This window comes from Mesorhizobium sp. WSM1293, from assembly GCF_000513875.1.
Taxonomy (GTDB): domain Bacteria; phylum Pseudomonadota; class Alphaproteobacteria; order Rhizobiales; family Rhizobiaceae; genus Mesorhizobium; species Mesorhizobium ciceri.
The window spans coordinates 150,935-166,707 of sequence record NZ_AZUV01000001.1 but is presented as its reverse complement, the minus strand read 5'-3'; the positions used below and the strand labels follow the sequence as shown (position 1 = coordinate 166,707).

Sequence of the window (15,773 nt, the reverse complement as noted above, 5' to 3'; positions counted from 1 at the left end):
TGTCGTTGCGGCAACTATTGCGGGAAATCGTTCAAATTCGCTGCTTTAGATTGGCGAATTGGTCAAGGTGTGTGTGTTAGCCCGTGCATCTGCCATTAAAAAGATGAAAAACAATCAGGCAGGCAGGTTAGGGGCAATCAAAGGGGTTTGATCGCATGAAAAAGACAGTTCTCATGGCAACCATGTTTGTTGCAATGCTGTTCGGTGCCTCGGGGCAGGGCTGGGCAGCCAGCCTCGTTGCAAATATAGACGTGTCGTCGCAGACGATGACCGTCAGATATGGCGCGTCGGTTTACCGGTGGAGTGTCTCCACCGCCCGCACCGGCTATTTCACGCCGCGCGGCACCTATCGGCCGCAGCGCACGGCCAGGATGTGGTATTCGCGCAAATACCATATGTCGCCGATGCCCTATTCGGTGTTCTTCCATGGCGGCTATGCCATCCATGGAACCGGCGCCGTCAGGCAGCTCGGCCGCCCGGCGTCGCATGGCTGCGTGAGGCTGCACACGGCCAATGCCGCCACGTTCTATTCGATGGTGCGGGAAGTGGGTTTCGGCAACACGCGCATTGTCGTCACCAACTAAGGCGGTTCAGGTTCGCTGTTGTCTGCTGGCGCTGGGCTAACCCCACGCCAGCAGCTCTGCCTAAGCGTTTGGGACCGCCTTTGCCTGCGGTCGCTTTCGACGCCCGCCGCTGATCTCCCACCTTTTGTGGAACCACATCCACTGGCCGGGATCTTCTCGCACCCAGCGCTCGACGACGTCGTTGAGACGCTGGGTGGTGGCACGGACATCGACGCTGCCGTCAGCGGTGCGCGGCAAGGTCAATTTGTCCTCGATTTCGAGCCGGAAGCGGTTGCCCGGCAGCCTGACGCAGCGCGCCGGATAGACGTCGCAATCGTAGTGGCGGGCAAGGGTGGCCAGCACGCGATTGCTCTGGCAGGGACGGCCGAAGAATGTCGTCTCCAGCCCATTGGAGAATTTCTGGTCGACAAGGATGCCGATGTTGCCGCCGTTCTCCAGAACCCCGGCCAGGGCGAATGACGCGCCCGCCATGGATGGCAGCAACGAGCCCATGGTCGAGCGGCGCGTCGAGAGGATGTAGTCGGCGAGATAGGGATTGTTAGGCGGGCGAAACAGCGCAGTGATGTTCATGCCGAAAGTCGCGGCCGCCACCGGCAGCAATTCGAAATTGCCGAGATGGCCGGTAAAGACGATATGCGGCTTCTCTTCGCTGGCTATTTCGACGAAGTGGTCAGCTCCCTTGACCTCGACGCGGCCGGGCTCGCTGGCCGCGGGGTCGTAGTCGAAGAGGGCGTCGAGAAAAATGTATTCCGCGGCCAAGCGGGCCATGTTGCCCCACATGTCGGAGGCGATCGCTTGGATCTCGGCTTCGCTCTTTTCCGGATAGGCCTTGCGCAGATTGTCGACGGCGACCTGATGGCGTCCCACCCGGGGGCCGACCAGGCGTGCGACGCGGTCGGCGAAATTCAGCGCACTGTCGGCCGGCAGCAGGCGCAGGACTGAGATGATCATCATCGCTGCCCGCGCCACCAGCCAGTAATTGAGCTGGCGCAGTTGCCTGCCGTAACGAAATTTGAGGTCCCGGCGGAACTTCTTGAATACAGAGGTCAAGGCTCTAGCCGACGCGCAGGATGATCTTGCCGAAAACGTCGCGGCCTTCCATGCGCTTCAGCGCGGCGTCGATACCGTCGAAGCCGACTTCGGTGTCGATGACGGGTGCGACCTGTCCCGCCGCCATTTTCTGCATGGCGTTGGCCATGTTTTCCATGCGGCAGCCAAAGGAGCCAAGCAGTTTCAATTGCTGCTGGAACAGCTGCATCAAATTGATCTGCGTCGACACGCCGGAGGTCGAACCGCAGGTCACCAGGCGGCCGCCACGCTTCAGGCACAGCATCGAGGCGGCGAATGTGTCGGCGCCGACATGTTCAAAGACGACGTCGACGCCCTTCTTCTTGGTCAGCTTGCGCACGACGCCCTCGAAACGGTCGTCGCGGTAGTTGATGACATGGTCGGCGCCGAGCGCCTTGGCCTTGTCGATCTTGTCGTTGGAGCCGACCGTAGTGATGATCGTGCAGCCCATCCGCTTGGCCAACTGGATGGCCGCCGAGCCGATGCCGGATCCGCCGGCATGGATAAGGATGGTTTCGCCGGGTTGAAGCCTGGCGTTGTCGAACAGCATGTGCTCGACGGTGGCGAAGGTGACGGGCGCCACCGCCGCCCCGATGTCGGTCACGCCGGGCGGGGCAGGGACCAGCAGGCGGGCCGGCAGATTGATCTTCTCCTGCGCGAAACCGTCGAGATGGAAACCGTGCACGCCCGAAACATGTTCGCAGAGGTTGTCGCGGCCTTCGCGGCAGGCTCGGCAGAGGCCGCAGGTGCGCGCGCCATAGATCGACACCAATTGTCCGGGCAGCAGGCTGGAAACGCCGGGGCCAACCGCCTCGACCTCGCCGGATGCCTCCGCGCCGACGACCAGCGGCAGCTTGCGCTTGGCGAAGGCCATGCCGCGCCAGCCCCAGACGTCGATATGGTTCAGCGCTACTGCCTTGATGCGCAGCGTGACTTCGCCGAGTGCCGGCGGTGGAGGAGGCGGCAGGTCCACCGTCTCAAGACGGCGGTCCTCTATAAGTTGCAATGCGCGCATGGGGCCTGTCGGTTCAGTCTGGCTGAAAAAGGTCGCTTAGACCGGTTCCCGCGCCATGACAAGGCAAGTGTTCTGGCCGCCGAAGCCGAAGGAGCTCGACAGAACGGTGCGGACCTCGGCGTTGCGCTTCTTGTTCGGCACCACGTCGAGCACGATCGCGGGGTCGGGATTGTCATAGTTGATGGTCGGCGGAATGACGCTTTCGCGCATCGTCATCAGCGAGAAAGCCGCCTCGACAGCGCCCGCCGCCGACAGCGTGTGACCGATCATCGATTTGTTCGACGAGACCGGCATAGAGCCGATCCGCTCGCCGAACACCGTCGACAGCGCCAGATGCTCCATCTTGTCGTTTTCGGGCGTCGAGGTGCCGTGGGCATTGACGTAGTCGATCTCGTCTTCACCCAGTCCGGCATCGACGAGGGCGGCGCGGACCGCGGCGATGGCCGGTGAAGCGTCCGGTTTGGAGCGGGTGCGGTGGAAGTCGTCGGCCTTCTCGCCGCAACCGCCCAGGACGCCGAGAATAGTCGCGCCGCGAGCCAATGCCGTCTCAAGCGATTCCAACACCAGCGCCCCGGATCCCTCGGCCAACACGAAGCCGTCGCGATCCCTGGAGAAGGGTTTCGACGCCTTTTCGGGGATGTCGTTGTGCGTGGAGAGCGCCGAAAGCAATGAGAAACGGATCAATGCCTCGGCGGTCGCGGAACCGTCCGCGCCGATCGACAGCGCACGGTCGCATTCGCCGCGTCGGATCGCCTCGACACCGAGCTGAATCGCGGTGGCGCCTGAAGCGCAAGCCGTCGACAGCGTGATCGGCAGACCACGCGTGCCAAGGCGATCGGCAAGGCGGCCGGCGATCGAACCGAACTGGGTGGTCTCGAAAATATCCAGCTCTTTCAAGCTACGCGCGACCCGAAGCAGTCTTTCGGCGGCGGTTTCATCCTTGTCCTTGTCAGAATTGTAGAGCGAGAAGCGCTCGGCCCAGTCGAGTTCGACTGGCGGCGATGCGAGGAAGAGCGGTCCGCCGAAATCGCTGGAATCAAGACCGGCTTCGCTCACCGCTTCTAAGCCCGCAAGCTCGGCTAGCTCATAGGTGAGTGGGCTGGCGCCTTTCGAACTCGACGGCAGGAAATCGACCATGCCGGAGATGCGGGTGTTCAATTGATCGATGGGAAAGCGGGTGATCGGGTGAATGCCCGACTTGCCGGAGGTCAGTGCCGCCCAATTGTCTGATTTGCCGACGCCAAGCGAGGTCACCACGCCGATGCCGGTGACGGCGACGATCGGCCTGCCCATGTGATCTCTGAGATTGGCCATCCGGGAGCCCTCTTATCGTTGCAGCATGGATCGTGGAGCCGCGTTACGCGGCATTGACCAGCGCCATGCCCTCGAATTGGTGATAGCCGATCGCCGTTGCAAGGACGGATTGGGGAACGCCTTCGAACGGCGTCTCGGCTGCGGCATCAAAAACAGGATAGGCGGCCTTGCGGTCGACAGCGAGTGCCGCCAGTGCCACAGCGAAAGGAAACTGTGCTTCCTTCATGTGCCCGGTCAGCGTCGAGAAGCCACGCGCGGCGATCGCCGGATTGGCATCGAGCGCTGCCTTCTCGGCTGTTGTCGCCGCATGCGCCCCCGATGCGCCCGACAGGGTCAGCAATTTGCCGTTCGGCAATGCAGCCTGCTTGAGCAGTGCGGCGATCTCGGCGTCGAGTTCTCCCCGTGGCCGCCGGGCGCGGCCGGAGACGACCGGTCCAAGTTCTGCATAGATCTTGCGGCCGCGGCTCATCGCGTGTTCGCGCTGCTCCAGCACCAGGAAGGCGCCGCCGGAGCCGGTCACGACGCCACCGCCCTCAGTGCCCTGTCTTTGCCAAACCGGCTTCCATGGGCCGCGATGCAGATAGCTGGCGAGTTCATAGCCGAGCAGCATATCGGAATGTTCGGTCTGGAAGGCACCGCCGACCAGGATATGCGTCGACTGACCCGAGCGGATGCGTGCGGCGGCCGTTTCAACCGCGGCGACACCGGCACCTTCCTCGCCCATGAAGGTTCTGGACGAACCGGTGACCTTGTGGACGATGGAGATGTTGCCGGCGAGCAGGTTGGACAATTGGGCCAGAAACAGTGTCGGGCGCAATTCGGTGGTCAATTTCTCGTTGAGCAGTACATCGCGGTCATTGCGGCTTTCCGAAGCGGCGAGAATGGCGGCATCGACCGCCTCGTCGCGCTCGCCACCGCCCGCCGCCACAACCATGTCCATGGTCGCGCAGAGTTCGTCATTGCCCTTGATGCCGGCGTCGTCCAGTGCAAGGCCGGCAGCATAGGTGCCGAGCCTCTGCCAGGTTTCCATCTGGCGCTGATCGCCACGCTTGGCGATCTGCAGGTTCCAGTCGATCTCAGGCAGCGGATGGACAGTATAGGGTGCAAAGCGCGTCGCTTCGAGCACCGGCTGCGGGCCCGGTTGCGCGAGCTTCTGCCAGTGGGCGTCAGGACCTTCCCCCAGCGAGGAGACAAGGCCGATACCTGATATGACGACGTCGCGGGGGCTGCTCATGTGCGGCTTTGTGGGTCAGGCGGCAGAGCGCGTCAAGATCGTGCGCTCAACTGACGTCAGGCGGTCTTGGCGGCGACCAGCGCGTCGATCTTGGCGCACAGGTTCTTCATGACGAAGTAATCGTCGGTCGAAGCCTTGCCGTCATTGACCTCCTGGGTCCACTTTTCCAGCGGCACCTTGATGCCGAATTCCTTGTCGATGGCAAAGACGATGTCGAGAAAATCGAGGCTGTCTATGCCGAGATCGTCAATCGTGTGGCTCTCGGGCGTGATGGTGTCGATATCGATCTCGCTGGTGTCGGCAATGATCTTGGCGACTTTGTCGAACGTGGTGGACAAGGGCTTTTCCTTCGGTTGCGGGCGGAATCTGTCCGCATCTTGTTTGGGCGCTGTCTAATCGGTTTTTTCCGGCAGGAAAAGGCCTGATACGCCGGGCGCAGATGGGTAGGTTTTCTTCGAAACGCAAGAAGGGCCGCCGGTTTACCCGGCGGCCCTTCTGTTGACGCAACGTCAGCCTTATTTCGATGCGTGTCGTTTTTCCAAAAGCGGAACACTTTTGGCGACATGCATCAGCTGTCGCGAAGCTTGACCAGATCGTTCAGCAGCCCGCCCGTTCCGTTGTGGACGGTCAGCCGCTCGACCTTGCCGGCGATGGTTTCCAGCGCCTCGAGCTCCTTCAGCCGCAGCATCACCGGGTTTTCCGCCATCACCCTGGCCGTGTTGAGGAGGGAACGGGTCGCGTTCGTCTCCTCGCGGCGACGGATGATGTTGGCCTCGGCCTGCTTTTCGGCCGACACCACCTGGTTGAGGATCTCGCGCATCTCGCCCGGCAGGATGACATCCTTGAGCGCGATATCGCTGACCTCCACGCCGATTTCGGCCATGTCGGCGCGGACCTTGGCTGCCGCTTCCTCATCGATCGTCACCTTCTTTTCGAGGATCTGATCGAGTGTCAGCGCGCCAAGCGTCTTGCGGAAGGCATATTGCAGGGCGCGGTAGAGGGCTTCGGAGAAGTCCTTCACCATGCTGACCGCCTTGACCGGATCGACGACCCGGTATTCGGCTGCGATGTTGACGCGGATCGTCACGCGATCCTTGGTCAGCACTTCCTGCCCGGCAACGTCGAGCGACTGGCGCTTGAGGTCGACGACCTTGATCTGCACCATGCGTCCGACGTTCCAGAAGCCATGCACGCCCGCCGTCAGCGTCCTGACCAGGACACCGTCGATGAACAGCAGTCCGGCCTGACCATCGACGACCGGATGGACGGACATCAATTCCGCCTTCCGGGCCTGGCCGAGCCGGCGCATGATCGCCGCATCGATGGCGAGATCGACTGACGTGTCGATCAGCGTCACCTTCCACGGGCCGGCATCCGTCCACAGCACGAGCTTGCGGTCCGGTGCCAGCACGGCGTGCAGATTGCCGTCACGCTCGATGACGGCGACATCCGTGCGCCCGGTGCGAACGACGGTGAAATGACGCGCGGCCACATCCGGAAGCTTGTCGAACAACGCCTTCTCGTATGCCGAAACGAATTCCGGGTTCTTCAGATCGTGCCGAGACACTTCGAGGCTGCCGCGCCGGTTGGCGAGCCAGTGCTCGCCCGGCAGCAGAACAGCCTTGATCTCCCCCTTGTGGAGGGCGAGGGCACGTTCGTTTTCCCTTACGAGGACGCGCTCGCGCCCAAGAACCTTGTCGAGAATGGTCATTGTCTTACTCCTGTCGGGCATGGCCCCATGCGAGGCGTCACGTCATGCGTCGATCTTCCCTTCGTTTCTCGTTTCACGTCGTCTCTTGCGTCGTAGCCCGGGCACGAATGATCCGGGGACTGGTGGCATCGAGCCGTGGCGGGCCTTCGGGAGCGGATCGCGGGGCAGCGAAGCGGGCGCAGGAGGCCTTAGCCTCCCTTGCCGGCGACACCGCGCCTTGATCGTCACCGCGGGCCTGGCCGCGAGCCGATGGCGAAAGACGCTTGGGATGATCCGCGCCCGAAGGCTTGGGTCACCCGTCCAGTCTTTCGCATTCCAGTCCCCGGACCGTTTTTCGGATGGCTTTTCAAGGCCAATGGAGAAGGAATCGAACCTTCGACAGTCAGATTAACAATCTGATGCTCTAACCAAACCGAGCTATCCGTGGTGCAGATGAAGGGACTCGAACCCACAACCTCCGGATTATGTCCGGCGCTCTCCCAGTTGAGCTACATCCGCGATCCCAATCCCCAAAGCGGCGCCGTATACAGGGCGGCAATGCCGCCTGCACGGGCGGAGACGAAAGCTCCAACCGTTGTGCTCGCTTCGGTTCTCGTGACCGGGAGCGCGCCTATAGCCCCTGCGACGGGTTGTCGCAAGCGGCATTGTCACGGCGAATTTGCGGCTTCTTTCAACGGTGGCATTTCAGCAACACCGCTTTCGGCGTCAGCGATCGCGCAGCACGCTCAGAAGGTGACGCGGCCGAGCACGCGCAGGCCATCGCCTTGCGGCTCGACGACGACGGCCTCACCTTCGCGCGGTGAGATGCCGGTCAGTGCCACGATGTCTTCCAGATGGGTGACCATGACCAGATTGTCGGAGCCGGAATAGGCGCGGATTTCCTTCAGGATCGCAGCGGTCTGCGCGGCCTTCTGCGTCTCGTCGCCTTTCAGGAGATCGAGCGGTGCAAAGAGTTCCGGGTCGGCCTCGAAGGCGATGCGGGCGGTGTCGAGGCAGCGGCAATAGCGGCTGGACAGCACGCGCTCGATCGGTGCCGCCCGAGCGGCAAACAGAGCGCCGATCTTGCTCGCCTGCTGCTTGCCGCGCGCCGACAGGTTCATCTGGGTGGCGCAGCTGTCGATGTCGAAATTGGCCGGATCGGTGGTGCCGGTGACCATGGCATGGCGCAGCAGCACGACGTGTCCGCCATCGCGCAGCAGCGCCCAGCCTGCGTCCGTGGCGTGGGCCACGCCGGGAACAACAAGCAGGAACAACGCCAAGGCAAATCGAATCATCCGCTATCCTTCTGCGGTTCCCGGCAAGGGGTTCCGGTGGCAGGACATATAGGGACGGTAAAGCCGGCCGAAAGACAAGGCGCGGTCGGCGGGAAGCGTAGACCTACTTCTTCGCCATCTGCTTCTTCACCAGATCGACCTTCTGGTCGGTGAGAGGGATGGGCATGGTGTAGCCGGCTTCGGTAAACCCTGCTTGGCGTTCTCGAAGAATCCGATCGCCTTTTGATATTCGGCCTTGCCGCCGCCATAGCTGGCCCGATTCCAGCTGACATCCCCGAGATTGTTCTGCGCGAAGGCCATTGCATCGGAAGGCTTCCCTGGTGAATACCTTCAGCGTCGCCGTGAATGCGGCCTCGATCGGTGACGCTGCGCGCGTCGCTTTTCGTCTCGGCAACTGCAAGCGCGGTCGCGGCAAGACAAAGCAGTGCGGCGACGAAAGCCGTCAGCCATGCCCGCTGCAAAAGACTGAGGTTCGAGAGTCGGACAAAGGCCATTTGTCGTTCGTGTCCGCCCTGATGATCCAAGCCCTCTATAACGCTGCCAGCCGACGATGATCAAATTCAGGCGCGATTGCGTCGCGGTCCTGGCTCGCCTATCACGGGAAACCCGCCCCTCACGGTAAAAATGTCTCCGCTCACCGAAACCGTTCTTTTCGTCTTCAGCCTTGTCGCGCTCGGCTACCTCGCCGGGCTCACCGGCTATCTGAAGCCGGCGAGCGGCGAGGGGATTTCGGAATTTGCCATCAACGTGGCGATGCCGCTGCTGCTGTTCCAGACGATGGTGAAGTCCGACTTCCACGGCGTGGCGCCTTGGCCGCTGTGGGGCGCTTACTTCACGGCGGTTGCAATGACATGGGCTGCCGGCCATCTGGTGACGACGCGGATTTTCGGGCGGGACGCACGCGCAGGCATCGTCGGTGGAGTGTCGTCGTCCTTCTCGAACGTGGTGCTGCTGGGCATTCCCTTCATTCTCGGCGTATTCGGGTCCAGGGGATTCGAAGTGCTGTCGCTGCTCGTTTCCGTGCATCTGCCGACCATGATGATGGCTTCGATCATCATGTTCGAGATATTTGGCCGCGGTGGCAGTGAGCCCGTACACCCGCTGCGCATCGTCCAGAGCTTTCTGAGAAGACTGTTCACCAATCCCCTGATCATCGGTATCCTGGCCGGGCTGGCCTGGCGCCTAACCGGCGCGCCGCTGCCGAACCTTGCCACGCGGCTGGTCGATACGCTGGCTGACACTGCCGGGCCAGTGGCGCTGTTCGCCATGGGGCTCAGCCTGCGCCGTTTCGGCATATCGGGCAATGTCCGGCCGGCGTTGGCGCTTTCGGTGCTGAAGCTGTTCCTGATGCCGGCGCTGGTGCTGGTCTTCGTCTGGTTGCTCGGCATGCCGCCCTTGACGGCCAAGGTGGCGGTGATGGTGGCCGCGATGCCATCCGGCGTCAATTCCTATCTGATCGCGGTGCAGTTCAACACCGGCCAGGCGTTGGCGTCGAACCAGATGACCCTCGCCACGGCCTGCGCCGCCGTCACCACCGCGTTCTGGCTGACTGTTGTCTTGTACGTTTTCGGGTAAGGCATCGGTGTAAGCACGTCAGCCTGCTCTCGTCTCGCTCTGGCCCAAGCCCTATATGCCATCTTGCGATTGCTTGCGTGCCTTGCCCTCGGTAAAGAGCAGTGGCTCCGGCGTGCCGGCCTCAGTCCATGGCGCACGCGCACCGAAGATTTCACAGACCCGCCCGTCAGGGCGCCGAACGGAGGATAGCATGCTTCAGAAAACCAGCCATTTCATGCGGCAGGCCAATCTCATCAATGGCGAATGGGTGCAGGCCGACAGCGGCCAGACGGTCGACGTCAACAACCCTGCCACCGGTCTCAAGATCGGCACCGTGCCGAAGTCGGGCAAGGCCGAGACCCGCCGCGCCATCGAAGCCGCCGCGGAAGCTTTCAAGACCTGGCGCAAGACGACCGCGCTCGAGCGCTCGAAGCTGCTGCGCAAGCTGCACGACGCGATGATGGACAATCAGGACGTGCTGGCCGAACTGCTGACCATCGAGCAGGGCAAGTCGCTGTTCGAATCGAAGGGGGAGATCGGCTCGGCCGCGTCCTACATATTGTGGTTCGCCGAGGAAGGTCGCCGCACCTATGGCGACGTCGTGCCGTCGCCATGGGCGGACCGCCGCATCCTGGTGACCAAGGAGCCGGTTGGCGTCATCGCCGCCATCACGCCGTGGAATTTTCCGTCCTCGATGCTGGCCCGCAAGCTCGGCCCGGCGCTCGCCGCCGGCTGCACCGCCGTGGTCAAGCCTGCGTCGCAGACGCCGTATTCGGGTCTCGCCTGGGGCGCGCTCGCAGAGGAAGTCGGGTTCCCCAAGGGCGTCGTCAACATCCTGACCGGTTCGGCCAGCGAGATCGGCGACGAGATCTGCGCCAATCCGCTGGTGTCGAAGATCACTTTCACCGGCTCGACCGAGGTCGGCAAGCTTCTCATCCAGAAGTCGTCGGTCACCGTCAAGAAGGTGTCGATGGAACTCGGCGGCAACGCGCCGTTCATCGTTTTCGACGACGCCGACCTCGAGCGTGCCGTCGCCGGCGCCATCACCGCCAAGTACCGCAATTCCGGCCAGACCTGCGTTTGCACCAACCGCTTCCTTGTCCAGGCAGGTGTCTATGACAAGTTCGTCGAGAAGCTCGCTGCCGCCAGCAACGCGCTGAAGGTCGGCTCCGGCCTCGAGGACGGCGTGCAGCAGGGGCCGCTGATCGACGAGAAGGCGGTCGAGAAGGTCGAGGAACTGATCGCCGACGCCACATCAAAGGGCGGCAAGATCGTTGCCGGCGGCAAGCGCCATGCGCTCGGCGGTTCGTTCTTCCAGCCGACGGTCATCGCCAACGCGACACCCAAGATGCGCTTCATGAAGGAAGAGATCTTTGGCCCGGTCGCACCGGTGTTCAAGTTCGAGACCGAAGAGGAAGCCGTCGCCCTCGCCAACGACACCGAATTCGGCCTTGCCTGCTACTTCTACACCGGTGACCTCGGCCGCGCCTTCCGAGTGATGGAAGGGCTGAAATACGGCATGGTCGGGGTCAATGAAGGCCTCATCACCACGCCGGAAGCGCCGTTCGGCGGCGTCAAGGAATCCGGCCTCGGCAAGGAAGGCGGGCATCAGGGCATCGAGGATTATCTCGACACCAAATATGTCTGCATCGGCGGCCTCGGCCTCTGATAGGCTATCCCTGGGATGGGAGGCCGATGGCCTGCCCATCTCTCATGGAAAAACCAGCCGAAGTCTTCTGGATCAACTGGCATTTACGGGCATGGCGATGAAGGACGGCGAGGTTTTCGGCACGACGCAGGCTGGCGAGCAGGTGCGTCGCTTCACGATCAGGGGCGGCGGCATCACAGCCAACATCATCGGTCTGGGCGCGATCATCCAGGATTTGCGCCTGACCGGGCACGATGCTCCGCTGGTGCTCGGCTATGACAGTCTGGAAGGCTACGAGACGGATACGGCCTTCTTCGGTGCGGTCGTCGGCCGCTATGCCAACCGCATCCGCGACGGCCGCTTCACCATTGGCGGCAGCCGCTACCAGACCGAGCAAAACTTCCTCGACAAGCATACGCTGCATGGCGGCTCGCAAGGTTACTCCCACCGGGCGTGGACGGTTTCCTTGCATGGCAGGGATTTCGTCACGCTGACGCTGCACGATCCCGACGGCACGATGGGTTTTCCCGGCGCGCTCGACGTCACCTGCACCTACCGGCTGAAGATCCCCGGCACGCTCAGCGTCGAGCTGACCGCCACCTGCGAGGAGCCGACGCTGTGCAATCTCACCCAGCATTCCTATTTCAACCTGGATGATGGCGGCGCAGGCGACATTCTCGACCACAGGATGATGCTGAATGCCGGCGCCTACCTGCCGGTCGATGGCGACATGATCCCCACAGGCGTGGTCAAGCCGGTTGACGGCACGCCATTCGATTTCCGCCAGGCGCGGCCGCTGCGCATGGAAACCGAGGGTGATCAACTGCCCTACGACCAGAATTTCTGCCTTGCTTCGGCACGCGGGCCGCTCAAGCAGGCGGCATGGACGCAAGGCGCCAGTTCCGGTGTCGAGATGGAGGTCTGGACCACCGAGCCCGGCGTCCAGCTCTATACCGGCCAGTATGTGACGCCGCGCACCGGGCTGGAAGGGCGGAACTACAAGGCCTTTTGCGGCTTCTGCCTGGAGCCGCAGATTTGGCCGGACGCGCCGAACCGGCCTTATTTCCCGCAAGCAACGCTGTGGCCGGGCGCGATCTACCACCACGTCACGGAATACAGGTTCCGCCTGCCCTAGTTTTTCCGACCTTAGCCTTCGAAAGCCGCCCGCAGCATCTCGAACGGCGCCAGCGCGCCGCGCACTTGCACCACGGCGGCGGCGACACGATGCGCACGGCGCGCGGCTTCCTGCGGGTCGTGGCCGGCAAGACGAGCCGCAAGATAGCCGCCGTTGAACGAATCGCCGGCGCCGGTCGTATCGGCGGGGGCGGCGACATGGATCGCCGGGACTTCGCGTAGTGTTTCTCCTTGGGCAATCAGGGCGGGCTGCTCGCCGTTCTTGACGACGACCTCGCTAACCAGTTGCCTGAGTCGCTCTGCGGTCGCTTGCGGTGTTGCATCGCCAAACAGCATCTGCTCGTCGGGGAAAGTCGGCAATGCGATGTCGGTGGCGGCAAGGGCTTCGACGATCGCTGCCTGTGCATTCTCGCGATTGGGCCAAAGCCGCGGCCGGTAGTTGGGATCGAAGGCGACAAGTGAACCGGCCGAGCGCGCCTTGGCGACGGCCGCCAGCAATACGGCGCGCGCGGCCTCATCCAGAATTGCCAAAGTGATTCCGGAAAAATAGACAAGCGCCTGATTTACCAGGTTTTCCGACAATGCAGCTGGGTCTGAGGCGAGCTGCCGCGCGGCGGCGTCGCCGCGCCAGTAGGTGAAGGAACGCTCGGCCCCGGTCAGCGTAATGGCATAGAGGCCAGGCCGTGCGCCCGCTATGATCGGGCTGGAGCCGATGCCGATGCCGTTCTGGCCTAAGAAATCGATCTGGGCTTGCGAGAACGGATCGTCGCCGAAGGCCGAGACATAGGTTGCCGGCCGCTCAGTGCTCAGCGCGTACAGCGCCCACAGCGTGTTGAACGTGTCGCCGGCAAAGCCCATGCGCCAGTTCGGTCCGGTCTGGCCCGACAGTTCGAGCATGCATTCGCCGATCGAGGCGACGCCGGTTCCCGCCATCTACAATCCTCCAGTGCTTCCCGGTGCTGTAGCTTTTTGCCATCGGCAGCGCCATGCTTGGCAAGCAGGGTTTTTTCCGCCACAGCGTTTTCCCACAGGCTGGCGGGATGCGATCCGTTCGGCAGAGCGTTATCTGCAGAAGAGGAACCGGTTTGGCATCGATATGGCGTTATCTTCTGGCGGGTCTTGGTCTGGCTGCCTTGCTGGTCGGCATTCTCGCGGTCGTCTTCCTGACGGCGCCGCGTTCGTCGCTGCCAGCCGGCCCGGATGTCGCGCTGACGAAGAAAACCGACAACGGGCTGTACGTGGCGAGTTTCGTGCCGGAACGGGGCGTGGTGCGGCAGGGCGAACTGGAATCCTGGCTGCTGACCCTGAAAACAAAGACAGGGGCTTCGGTGGAGCGCGCCGCGATCGCCATCTCCGGCGGCATGCCGCAACACAATCACGGCCTGCCGACCAGCCCGCAGGTCACCGATTACCTGGGCGAAGGCCGTTACCGCATCGAGGGGCTGAAATTCACCATGAGCGGCTGGTGGCAACTTCGTTTCGCCATCTCATCCGGCGCCGGCTCCGATACAGTACTGTTCAACGTGGTGCTGTGAGCGATCGATGAAGCGCCTTTTCCGCTTTCTGGCGCTGATGGTCGCCGTCGTCCTCATGGGCTGCGGCAAGCCTGATTTTTCCGACGCAGAAAAGAAGACTATCGCTTCGCTGGCGCTGTCGTCGCTGCCGGCGCTCAAGCCCGACACCACCAATCGTTTTGCCGACGTGCCGGCGGCCGCCGCACTCGGCTCGACGCTGTTCTTCGATCAGGGCATGAGCGGTGACGGGTCGGTATCCTGTTCGACCTGCCACAAAATCGACCGCCAGTTCCAGGACGACCTGCCGCAGGCGGTCGGCGTCGGCCACGCCAACCGGCGCACCATGCCGCTGGCCGGCGTGGCGCGCGATCCCTGGTTCTTCTGGGATGGCCGTCGCGACAGCCTGTGGGCGCAAGCGTTGACGCCGCTCGAAAATCCGCTGGAGCAGGCGGGAAACCGCGCTGCCTACGCGCATTACATCAAGGCGCGCTTCGGCGAGCGCTATGAGCGCATTTTTGGGCCGCTGCCCGATTTTTCCGGCATGCCGTTGAATGCCAGCCCACTTGGAAACGATGCCGAGAAAGCAGCCTGGAATGCCATGAGCAGCGCGCAGCGCGACGCCATCAACGGTGTCTTCGTCAATATCGGCAAGGCGATTGCCGCCTTCGAACGCTCGATAGCGCCAGCGCCAGCGCGCTTCGACCGCTTTGCGCTGGACCTCGCCACCGGTGCCGAGCCGAAGGGCGACGCAGTCTTTTCCAAACAAGAAGTCCTTGGGCTTAAACTGTTCATCGGCAAGGCCAATTGCGTGACCTGTCACAACGGCCCGCGCTTCACCGACAACAGCTTTCACAACACCGGCGTGCCGCCTGTTGCGGGCCTGCCGCCGGATCGCGGCCGCATCGATGCCGTGCACCAAGTCGAGGCCGACCCGTTCAACTGCCTTGGCGCCTATCGGGACGGCGACGTTGCCGCCTGCGGCGAACTGCGCTTCATGGTCAAGAATGCGCCACAACTCATCCGCGCCTACAAGACGCCGTCTCTGCGCGGTGCGGCAACGCGACCGCCCTATATGCATGCCGGGCAGTTTTCGTCGCTCGACGAGGTCGTGGCGCATTATGCGAAGGCCGCGCCCAGCGTCGAAGGGGTATCAGAGGTTCACCCGTTGGAGCTTTCAGACCGAGAACGCGCTGCTCTGGTGGCGTTCTTGAAGACGCTTTCGGAGTGATCTACCGATCCTTCACGGTCTCCATCGCCACAAAGGTCGAGGTCTGGGCGACATGGGGCAGGGCCGAGATGCGCTCGCCGAGGACGCGGCGGTAGGTGGCGATGTCCCTGGTGCGGACTTTCAGCAGATAATCGAAGCTCGACGCCATCATGTGGCACTGTTCGATCTCCGGCACAGCCTGTACGGACCGGTTGAAGGCGTCGAGCGCGGCGGATCTGGTGTCGGACAATTTCACCTGGACGAATGCGACATGGCCTTCGCCCATGCGCTCGCGGTCGACGATCGCCTGGTAGCCTCTGATATAGCCGTCCTTCTCAAGCCGCTTCACCCGCGCCTGCACCGGCGTCTTCGACAGGCCGACCTTTGCGGCCAGTTCTGACATGGAAAGCCGGCCATCGCTTGCAAGTGCGGCTAGGATATTCCGATCTATGCGGTCCAATTGGTCTTCTGTCATCGAAACGGCAGTCCAAATGTCAATTATATGCCGCTCTGATA

Annotated in this window: 17 protein-coding genes and 2 tRNA genes; 7 read left to right on the top strand and 12 right to left on the bottom strand. The window is 62.8% G+C overall.

Going from position 1 to position 15,773, the window contains the following annotated elements; translation table 11 throughout:
- Positions 1 to 155 precede the first annotated feature (155 nt).
- A complete protein-coding gene (locus M729_RS0100880) occupies positions 156 to 584 on the top strand; it encodes a L,D-transpeptidase (protein WP_013531220.1) in 429 nt (142 codons plus the stop codon).
- 60 nt (positions 585 to 644) lie between these two features.
- Here M729_RS0100880 and M729_RS0100875 read toward each other — a convergent pair whose 3' ends face one another.
- The 10 genes from M729_RS0100875 to M729_RS1000000136770 form a co-directional block, all read right to left on the bottom strand.
- Entirely contained in the window at positions 645 to 1,634 is a 990-nt protein-coding gene (locus tag M729_RS0100875; protein ID WP_027160475.1) for a lipid A biosynthesis lauroyl acyltransferase, read from the bottom strand.
- 4 nt (positions 1,635 to 1,638) lie between these two features.
- Complete coding sequence (locus M729_RS0100870; RefSeq protein ID WP_027160474.1) at positions 1,639 to 2,667, bottom strand: zinc-binding dehydrogenase; 1,029 nt, start codon at positions 2,665 to 2,667, stop codon at positions 1,639 to 1,641.
- A 36-nt stretch (positions 2,668 to 2,703) separates the two neighbouring features.
- Complete coding sequence (locus tag M729_RS0100865) at positions 2,704 to 3,981, bottom strand: beta-ketoacyl-ACP synthase (RefSeq protein ID WP_027160473.1); 1,278 nt, start codon at positions 3,979 to 3,981, stop codon at positions 2,704 to 2,706.
- Between the two features lie 43 nt (positions 3,982 to 4,024).
- Positions 4,025 to 5,215 carry a beta-ketoacyl-ACP synthase gene (locus M729_RS0100860; RefSeq protein WP_027160472.1) on the bottom strand — a complete coding sequence of 397 codons (1,191 nt, stop codon included), beginning with the start codon at positions 5,213 to 5,215 and terminating at the stop codon, positions 4,025 to 4,027.
- Positions 5,216 to 5,271: 56 nt separating this feature from the next.
- Positions 5,272 to 5,553, bottom strand: a complete 282-nt coding sequence (locus M729_RS0100855) for an acyl carrier protein (protein WP_010909964.1) — start codon at positions 5,551 to 5,553, stop codon at positions 5,272 to 5,274.
- Positions 5,554 to 5,783: 230 nt separating this feature from the next.
- The gene (locus M729_RS0100850) at positions 5,784 to 6,926 is read right to left on the bottom strand and encodes a slipin family protein (RefSeq protein ID WP_027160471.1); all 1,143 of its coding nucleotides are present in this window, start codon (positions 6,924 to 6,926) and stop codon (positions 5,784 to 5,786) included.
- 352 nt (positions 6,927 to 7,278) lie between these two features.
- Positions 7,279 to 7,348 (bottom strand) — tRNA-Asn (locus tag M729_RS0100845).
- Between the two features lie 2 nt (positions 7,349 to 7,350).
- Positions 7,351 to 7,424 (bottom strand) — tRNA-Tyr (locus M729_RS0100840).
- A 227-nt stretch (positions 7,425 to 7,651) separates the two neighbouring features.
- Positions 7,652 to 8,200 carry a histidine phosphatase family protein gene (locus M729_RS0100835; RefSeq protein ID WP_013531226.1) on the bottom strand — a complete coding sequence of 183 codons (549 nt, stop codon included), beginning with the start codon at positions 8,198 to 8,200 and terminating at the stop codon, positions 7,652 to 7,654.
- Positions 8,201 to 8,326: 126 nt separating this feature from the next.
- Positions 8,327 to 8,500: a hypothetical protein gene (locus M729_RS1000000136770; protein ID WP_245267526.1), complete on the bottom strand. Its 174-nt coding sequence runs from the start codon at positions 8,498 to 8,500 to the stop codon at positions 8,327 to 8,329.
- Positions 8,501 to 8,520: 20 nt separating this feature from the next.
- Here M729_RS1000000136770 and M729_RS1000000138720 point away from each other — a divergent pair, with 20 nt between their 5' ends.
- The 4 genes from M729_RS1000000138720 to M729_RS0100810 all read left to right on the top strand — a co-directional run bounded on the left by M729_RS1000000138720 (position 8,521) and on the right by M729_RS0100810 (position 12,537).
- Positions 8,521 to 8,754 (top strand): hypothetical protein, encoded by a 234-nt coding sequence (locus tag M729_RS1000000138720; protein ID WP_032898557.1) that lies wholly within the window; start codon positions 8,521 to 8,523, stop codon positions 8,752 to 8,754.
- A 70-nt stretch (positions 8,755 to 8,824) separates the two neighbouring features.
- A complete protein-coding gene (locus M729_RS0100820) occupies positions 8,825 to 9,775 on the top strand; it encodes an AEC family transporter (protein ID WP_027160470.1) in 951 nt (316 codons plus the stop codon).
- A 190-nt stretch (positions 9,776 to 9,965) separates the two neighbouring features.
- The gene (locus M729_RS0100815; protein WP_013531228.1) at positions 9,966 to 11,423 is read left to right on the top strand and encodes an NAD-dependent succinate-semialdehyde dehydrogenase; all 1,458 of its coding nucleotides are present in this window, start codon (positions 9,966 to 9,968) and stop codon (positions 11,421 to 11,423) included.
- A 91-nt stretch (positions 11,424 to 11,514) separates the two neighbouring features.
- Positions 11,515 to 12,537, top strand: coding sequence for an aldose epimerase family protein (locus M729_RS0100810; protein ID WP_027160469.1), 1,023 nt, complete (start codon positions 11,515 to 11,517; stop codon positions 12,535 to 12,537).
- Between the two features lie 11 nt (positions 12,538 to 12,548).
- Here M729_RS0100810 and M729_RS0100805 read toward each other — a convergent pair whose 3' ends face one another.
- A complete protein-coding gene (locus M729_RS0100805; protein WP_027160468.1) occupies positions 12,549 to 13,469 on the bottom strand; it encodes a sugar kinase in 921 nt (306 codons plus the stop codon).
- 152 nt (positions 13,470 to 13,621) lie between these two features.
- Between M729_RS0100805 and M729_RS0100800 the strand changes: the two genes are divergently transcribed.
- Positions 13,622 to 14,071 (top strand): FixH family protein, encoded by a 450-nt coding sequence (locus tag M729_RS0100800; protein ID WP_027160467.1) that lies wholly within the window; start codon positions 13,622 to 13,624, stop codon positions 14,069 to 14,071.
- A 7-nt stretch (positions 14,072 to 14,078) separates the two neighbouring features.
- The gene (locus M729_RS0100795) at positions 14,079 to 15,278 is read left to right on the top strand and encodes a cytochrome c peroxidase (protein WP_027160466.1); all 1,200 of its coding nucleotides are present in this window, start codon (positions 14,079 to 14,081) and stop codon (positions 15,276 to 15,278) included.
- A gap of 1 nt (position 15,279) precedes the next feature.
- On the opposite strand, the gene M729_RS0100790 is transcribed toward M729_RS0100795, so the two are convergent.
- Positions 15,280 to 15,732, bottom strand: a complete 453-nt coding sequence (locus M729_RS0100790; protein ID WP_027160465.1) for an Lrp/AsnC ligand binding domain-containing protein — start codon at positions 15,730 to 15,732, stop codon at positions 15,280 to 15,282.
- Between the last annotated feature and the right edge of the window lie 41 nt (positions 15,733 to 15,773).